At 37.8% G+C, this 5,457-nt stretch carries 5 protein-coding genes and 1 pseudogene; 5 read left to right on the plus strand and 1 reads right to left on the minus strand.

Annotation, left to right across the window (positions count from 1 at the left end; genetic code table 11):
* The 3 genes and pseudogenes from V7659_RS05385 to V7659_RS05395 form a co-directional block, all read left to right on the plus strand.
* The coding region (locus V7659_RS05385) for an LLM class flavin-dependent oxidoreductase (RefSeq protein WP_335538625.1) at positions 1-656 on the plus strand (656 nt) is incomplete at its 5' end.
* Positions 657-680: 24 nt separating this feature from the next.
* On the plus strand, positions 681-950 hold the full coding sequence (locus V7659_RS05390) for a glutaredoxin family protein (protein ID WP_335538627.1): 270 nt from the start codon (positions 681-683) through the stop codon (positions 948-950).
* Positions 951-1,035: 85 nt separating this feature from the next.
* Positions 1,036-2,196: pseudogene (locus tag V7659_RS05395) on the plus strand (NtaA/DmoA family FMN-dependent monooxygenase); the annotation flags it as partial.
* Between the two features lie 178 nt (positions 2,197-2,374).
* On the opposite strand, the gene V7659_RS05400 reads toward V7659_RS05395, so the two are convergent.
* Entirely contained in the window at positions 2,375-3,304 is a 930-nt protein-coding gene (locus V7659_RS05400; protein WP_335538629.1) for a hypothetical protein, read from the minus strand.
* A 328-nt stretch (positions 3,305-3,632) separates the two neighbouring features.
* On the opposite strand from V7659_RS05400, the gene V7659_RS05405 reads away from it, so the two are divergent.
* Both V7659_RS05405 and V7659_RS05410 read left to right on the plus strand, forming a co-directional pair.
* Positions 3,633-5,294 carry a sensor histidine kinase gene (locus tag V7659_RS05405; protein WP_335538630.1) on the plus strand — a complete coding sequence of 554 codons (1,662 nt, stop codon included), beginning with the start codon at positions 3,633-3,635 and terminating at the stop codon, positions 5,292-5,294.
* Positions 5,291-5,457, plus strand: a 167-nt coding sequence (locus tag V7659_RS05410; protein ID WP_335538632.1) for a LytR/AlgR family response regulator transcription factor, incomplete at its 3' end; no start/stop codon positions are given. The genes V7659_RS05405 and V7659_RS05410, both read left to right, overlap by 4 nt.

Genomic DNA, 5,457 nt, shown 5'->3' on the forward strand with positions numbered 1-5,457 from the left:
AGGAACATGCTGAAAAACCAAAAGAGTTATGGGAAAAGCTAGTCGACTTGAAAAAATTTGTCACTGATGCTCTCGAACCATATGACCCATTTTATGGACTAAAAGCAGAGCCTTTGCCGTCAACCCCGCCAGAACTATTCTTATTGGGGGCAAGTACCTCAAGTGCGAAACTCGCTGGCGAATTAGGATATTCATTTGTTTTTGCTCAATTCATTAATAGTGATGAGAGGATTCTTAATGAAGCGTTTGACACGTTTAGTCATCTGCAAAATCGGAAAAAGTCACAGCCTATCTCTTTCATCCTTGCGCTCTCTGTGGTTGTGGCTGATTCAGAGGAGGAAGCAAAGGAACTGGTTGTCAATTCAAAAATCGTGAAAGTTCATCTTGAAAGTGGCAAGACCGTAACAGTGGGGAGTGAGGAGCAAGCTGAGCTGTTTGCGAAGCAGGCGAATGAACGCTATCGAATTGAAATACAAGAAGCAAACATCCTATCTGGTTCTAAGGAAACTGTAAAAGAGAAACTTCTTCACCTTCAAAATTTATACGATTTGGAAGAAGTTATGATCGTGACACCTGTTCAAAATTTTGAAAAGAGACTAAAATCATATGTCCTATTAAGCGAAGCATTTTCGGAAATATCCGTTCCAATAAAATAACGAAAGTAACAGGAGGAAGTTGTTATGTCAAAACCATTATCAGTAGTTGTCTGGTCAAAGCAAGGTTGTCACTATTGCACAGAGGTTAAGCAATTTTTAGAAGAAAAACAGGTGATTTATCAAACGATAGATGTCACCAATCACGATGAATACCGTGATATATTGGATGTCAAATATGGAATTCGTCATGTACCAGTGGTTGAAATTGGTCAAGACGGCATTTATCAAGGGGTTACCGAAGTGGGGGTCAACCATCTTGAAAAAGCGTTAAATTCATTTTTACTGAATCGTTGAATTTTTTCACTTTATAACCAACTAAATCTATAGGGTTAATTGGATTTGAGTTTTCAAAAATAAGAGATTGAGAGGGGAAATGGAAATGTCAGAACTAAGAAAATTAAGATTTGGAACGATTATTCATGGTGTAGGCGGCAATATTTCAGGCTGGAGACATCCAGAAGTTCCATCAGATGCAAGTGTAAACTTTGACTATTATAAAACTCAAGCACAAAAATCGGAAGAAGGAAAATTTGATTTTGTTTTCATTGCAGATGGTTTGCATATTAACAAGCACTCTATTCCTCATTTCTTAAACCGATTTGAGCCGATCACTATTCTATCTGCACTTGCAGCTGTCACATCACATATTGGTCTTGCGGGGACGCTGTCTACTTCGTACAGTGAACCATTCAACGTCGCACGGCAATTTTCATCACTAGATCATATCAGTGGGGGACGTGCAGGATGGAATGTGGTGACCTCACCATTAGAGAAGACAGCATTAAATTTTAGTAAAACAATTGAGGAGCATCCAGACCATCCAAAACGGTATAAAATCGCCGCTGAATATATTGATGTCGCGAAAGGGTTGTGGGATTCATGGGAGGATGACGCATTTATCCGCGACAAAGAAACAGGTGTGTTTTTTGATCCGGAAAAACTGCATGAATTGAATCATAGAGGTGAATTTTACTCAGTGTCGGGTCCGTTGAATATTGGCAGGTCCAAGCAAGGGCGCCCGATTATTTTTCAAGCAGGATCTTCGGAAGATGGAAAAAATCTAGCAGCAAAAGAAGCGGTAGGTAATCTAATTGGCGGAATCGTTATTGTCACAGAGAAACCTTTTTCGATTGGAGATTGGATCTTAACACCTAGTGTCGAGGGGATAGTTGAAGATATTAATTTCAGAAGTACTAAAATCCGTACGTTCAGTCAAGCCTTAGTCACTGTTCCTAATGCAACACTTGCTAACGAAGCGATTACCAACTGGAGCCGTATGGGGAAACGACGAATCACCTTCCACTTAGGCCTTAACTATCAAACCACTAAAGAACAAATTCAAATAGTGGTTAAACGGATTGAAGAGTTATTAATCACTCATGAAGAAATCCATCCTGATACGATTATGGTTGCATTCGATCATTATAATGAAAGTAGTCTCGATATTCTTGTATATTTTTTCACGAATTCTACTGTTTGGGCAGAACACGTTAAAATTAAACATGAAATCAATTTAGCCATCATGGGTGTATTAGAGGAAGAGGGAGTAGAAGTAGCGTTTCCAAGCCGAACCATCTATGTTACTCCAAAATCTAATGAAGAATTATTTCAACCAATGGGTTCTTTTGATTGAATGATTAATTAAAATTACAACATTGAGAGAAAGACCACCGTAAATGATGGTCTTTCTCTTTTTATGTTATGCGTGATAGTATTGCTTAATTTTGGTTAGGATTCGAATATTTTCGGATAAACTTTTCCATTACAGTAAAGAGAATGGCTAGATCACTTTCAGCTTCTTCAGCAACTATTTTTTCCGAAGGTTCCATTGTGGATGTAGGAATGGATAGATCACTGTCATCATCTTCAGTATCTATTACTTGCGAATAATCCATTGTGGATAAAGGAATGGATAGATCACTGTCACCATCTTCAGTAACTATTACTTGAGAATAGTCCATTGTGGATAAAGGAATGGATAGACCACTGTCATCATCTTCAACTTCTGTTACTTGCGAAGTTTCCATAGTAGATAATGGTATTGATAGATTATTTTCAGTATTTTCTACAACTGTTTCCATCGTAGATTTTTCAATAGATAATGGATATGCTAGAGCCATGTCAGCATTTTTACTATTGGTTTTTTTCGAAGTGCTCTTATTACTGTTGGACTTTTTCTTTTTATTTTGACTATTTTCGTTTGATTTTTCATTTTTAGCCTTTTCGATTATTAATCCGTAACTAATACTTCTAATGTGGGATAAGGAAAGACGAACGATTTCCTGACCATTAATCAAAAAAACAGAATCATTATCTAACCCAGTGAGAACCCCCTCTAACTTCTCAGGGCCTCCACGATTAATTTTAATCCATTTAAATTTTAATGAGTCAAGCAGTTCTTGGAAATTTTCCGCTTTTATAAATTTGAAATCTTTAGGTACTTCAAGGTCAAGTTTAAAATGCTCCTTCAGGTTATCAGTAAAACTTTTAATATGTTTCATATTGTAATAAACGATTCCATCATCTTCCGTGAGAAGGACGATCAGATCGTTACTTGCATCCATTAATAATCCCATTTTGGATTCTGGTCCACCTCGATCAACCTTGATTACTTTACCTATAAAACACTTCATGATGTCTTTATCCATAAAAATTCTCCCCTTTAATCATATATTTTATTTACACTGCATGTATATGTATCATGGAAGGATGTTGTCCTAATAAAAGAGCCTGTTTTATTTTAACTTAAGAGAAAAATAGGCAGGGTTAAAGAACAGTATGTTGCCCAAGCAAATAAGTAGAAATAATTAATAGATATCACTAAAATAGAGGGGTTTTTGAAAATACAATTATATGAATCAAATTCATCCATATTCATTGGGGAATAATACCTACTAAAGAACGGCATAAAGAAAAAAATTAGGCCAATTTGGTCCTTGGAATTAGAGGTATTTGAAAATTAGAAAGGAACCTGGGATGAACACAACATTAGAAATGCTTATCGATTTATTTGAACGGGCTGCCTTGCTATTGATCTGCCTATTTTTTATGATACGGATTCCGAGGTTTAAGGAATCACTTCAAAAAGACCGCTCTTCTCCTTCAGAGCTTGTTGTCATTACACTTGTGTTCTGCATATTTGCTATTTTTGGTACCTATTCAGGTATTAATGTTGAAGGGTCACTTGTGAATGTTAGGATTATCGCTGTCGTATCGGGTGGAATCTTGTTTGGACCTTGGGTAGGAATTATTACCGGAATTGTTTCAGGAGTCCATCGATATGTCATTGATATTGGTGGACCCACATCGATCCCATGTCTTATTACCAGTATTTTAGCAGGGATTGTTTCTGGTTATATTAACCGAAAAGTAAAGAGAAATTTACGTTGGATTTATGGAATCGCTGCCGGAATGTTGTCCGAAATATTGACGATGGTGCTGATTCTAGTGATGGCGAATCCATTTGAGCTTGGTTTGGATATTGTCTCAAAAATCGCATTCCCGATGATTGCAGGAGAGGTTAACATTGGTTTAATTGTTTTGCTTGTGATGAGCGTCGAAGGTGAAAAGGAAATGATTGCAGCGAGACAGGCGAAGTTAGCCTTGGATATCGCGAATAAGACATTGCCATACTTTCGATCCATTAATGCTGATTCATTGAAGAAGATTTGCCGAATTATAAAAAATGATATAAAGGCTGACGCGGTGGCGATTACAGATACCCATAATGTCCTCGCTTATGTAGGCTTTGGCGAAGAACGATATAAAATCGGACAGGAAATCATTAGTGACTTGACAAAAGAGGCGATTCACAGCGGGAAATTCATTATTCGGAACCAAGTGGCGGATCACCATACTCCACAAATTCACTCTCTTCTCATTGTTCCCTTTGAGGAGCATGGAGAGGTGACGGGAACACTTAAGATTTACTACCGTAAAGCCTATAAAATGACCTATTCACTGCAGACAATGGCGATCGGTCTATCGCAAATCATTTCCACATTGATGGAAGTTTCCCGGATTGAACAGATTCGGGAAGCAGCGAACAAGGCGGAGTTGAAGGCGCTCCAGACGAAGATTAACCCGCATTTTTTGTTTAATGCACTCAATGCAATTGCCTCCACCACACGCAGGAATCCGGACAAAGCGCGGGAGTTAATTATCAATCTGTCTGGCTATATGCGTTACAATTTAGAAGTCAGTGATGAATTGATCGATATCCATAAAGAATTGGCGCAAGTCCGAGATTACGTGGAAATAGAAAAGGCGCGTTTTGGCAGCCGTTTAACAGTGGTATATGAGGTAGATGATGTAAATGTGCACATACCGAGTCTTCTCATTCAACCTTTAGTCGAAAATGCCATTATCCATGGAATCTTAAAGATAAAAGGACCCGGAGTGGTGACCATTTCGGTCAAGAATTTGGAAAACAAAGTAAGAATTAGTGTGAAGGATACCGGGGCCGGAATTAGCGAAGATGTCATTCATCAGTTGCTGAATGATAATGTACCGGCCAACAAAATCGGCTTGTATAATGTTCACCAGCGAGTGAAACTCATTTATGGACATGGACTGGTCATTCATCGTCTGTCACCTGGAACAGAAGTCTTTTTTGATATCGTAAAGGAGAACCTATGAAAGCAATTATTGTAGAGGATGAAATACCTGCTCGTGAAGAACTGGAGTATTTAGTTGAAGCCTATAGTGAAATTGAAGTGATCCATACTTTTGATGATGGCTTAGATGTTTTAAAATTTTTGCAGGAGAATGAAACAGATGTAATCTTTTTAGATATTAATAT

Origin of the sequence: Neobacillus drentensis (assembly GCF_036966985.1) — a bacterium.
In the GTDB taxonomy this organism is placed as follows: Bacteria; Bacillota; Bacilli; order Bacillales; family Cytobacillaceae; genus Neobacillus; species Neobacillus drentensis_E.